The organism is Candidatus Symbiopectobacterium sp., assembly GCF_020054415.1.
Classification (GTDB): Bacteria; Pseudomonadota; Gammaproteobacteria; order Enterobacterales; family Enterobacteriaceae; genus Symbiopectobacterium.
Map to the genome: position 1 here is coordinate 1 of NZ_JAHWCO010000199.1, position 2,000 is coordinate 2,000.

The 2,000-nt window shown below is 57.4% G+C and carries 2 pseudogenes; both read left to right on the forward strand.

The window, feature by feature from the left end:
• Positions 1-83: pseudogene (locus QZ506_RS05805) on the forward strand (lipoprotein); the annotation flags it as partial.
• Between the two features lie 55 nt (positions 84-138).
• Positions 139-1,860: pseudogene (locus QZ506_RS05810) on the forward strand (DUF4118 domain-containing protein); the annotation flags it as partial.
• Positions 1,861-2,000 lie beyond the last annotated feature (140 nt).

A 2,000-nucleotide genomic window follows, 5' to 3' on the forward strand; every position in this document is an offset into this window, starting at 1 on the left:
AGGTGGGTGAAGCCATGGCCATGGTCAAAGCGCTTAACCGGATCACGCTATTAGGAATGCCGAACAGTATTCGCATCACGTAACAATCGACCCGTATGGGGCGCAGTCGTTACAAGTTCTGATTTATTCAACAAAGCCACGGTGAACGTGCAGCATCTGGAAAGCCTCAATGATGTGGTTAGCGGCGTCACGGGGATTCGGGTGCAGGAAACCGTCCCCGATCCTTTTTTTGACTCGGCTACTGAAATGGTGCTGGTGGATTTGCCGCCGGACGACCTGCGGCAACGATTGAAAGAAGGCAAGGTGTATGTGGGCGATCGTGCAGAGCGCGCCATCGAGAACTTTTTTCGTAAGGGTAATCTGTTTGCGCTGCGGGAGCGGGAGCTGGCGCTGCGCCGCACGGCGGATCGCGTTGACGATCAGATGCTCGCCTGGCGTGATGCCAGCGGGCGAGAGGAACGTGTCTGGCACACCCGCGATGCGATCCTGCTGTGCATTGGCGCTAACACCGGCAGTGAAAAGCTGGTGCGCATTGCCGCCCAGCTGGCTGCCAAACTCGGTAGCGAATGGCATGCAGTAACGGTGGAGACGCCTACGCTGCATCGACAGGGCGAAGCGCGTCGGCGTGGAATTCTGCGCACCTTGCAGCTGGCACAGAAGCTGGGTGCTGTTACCGCCACCTTATCTGAGCCCGATGAAGCGAAAGCGGTACTGCGCTACGCACGTGAGCATAACCTCGGCAAAATCATTGTGGGAAGGCCGCCGCAGCGCCGTTGGGCGTTGCCGAATCGTTTTGCGCGGCGGCTAAGCCGCCTTGGGCCGGATCTCGACTTGATGATTGTAGCTTTGGATGATGTGCCTGACGTGCAGGCGGCACCGCGCATAGACACACTCCTCAGCCCGGATAAGTTGCGCCAGAAAGCGTGCGGCTGTCTGGCTGCAACCGCGCTATGCGCGTTGATTACGCTGGTGAGCAAATGGATTTTTCCCGACTTTTCGCCGATCAATCTGGTGATGGTCTATTTATTGGGCGTGGTGCTGATTGCCATTGGTTTTGGCCGTTTGCCCTCGGTGGTGGCGGCAATACTCAATATCGTGGCGTTCGATCTGTTTTTTGTCGCGCCGGAAGGCACCTTTGCCGTCAGCGATGCGCAGTATCTGGTGACTTTTGCGGTGATGCTGACCGTGGGAGCGATCACCGGCAACCTGACGGCGGGGGTGCGTTATCAAGTGCGGGTTGCCCGACATCGGGAGCAGCGCGCGCGTTACCTGTACGAAATGGCCGACGGGTTGAGCAGGGTGCGAGCGCCGAACGATATTGCGCCGATTTTCCAGCGGGTGATGAGCAGCACACTGTTTGCCCGCTGTGAAATCTGGCTGCCAGACGCGCAGGGAAAACCGATCGCGCCAGCCGAGCGTTTGCTGCATACCATTCCCGATCCCGCTATCGTCAAATGGAACTTTGAGAAAGGGCATGTGGCGGGCGCAGGAACGGATACGCTGCCCGGCGTACCTTATAAAGTGCTGCCGTTAATCTCTTCCGAGGATACGTTAGGGTTGCTGATTATTGAGCCAAGCAACCTGCATCACCTACTGATACCCAAACAGCAGCGGCTGCTGGAGACGTTTGTAATGCTGATTTCCGGTGCGTTGCTGCGTCTGGCTCTGACGCGGCGCGAGCAACACTCACGTCTGGTGGCGGAGCGGGAAGAGCTGCGTAATTCCTTGCTGGCTGCGCTGTCTCACGATCTGCGCACACCGCTGACGGTGCTGTTTGGTCAGGCGGAGATCCTGCTGCTCGATCTTTCCACGGAAGGATCGCCGTACGCGCCGCAAGCGGGTGCACTTCGCCTGCAAACGGGCTTTGTTGAATAAATAGATTTTATGCTGGCAGTCCAGTGAAACGACGGATCCTCGCAACGCAAAATCATGCAGTTAGGCCTCATGAGAAAACTGTACACCTGAGGGGACAAGCATTTTCTACCAAAACTGGCTTGGCA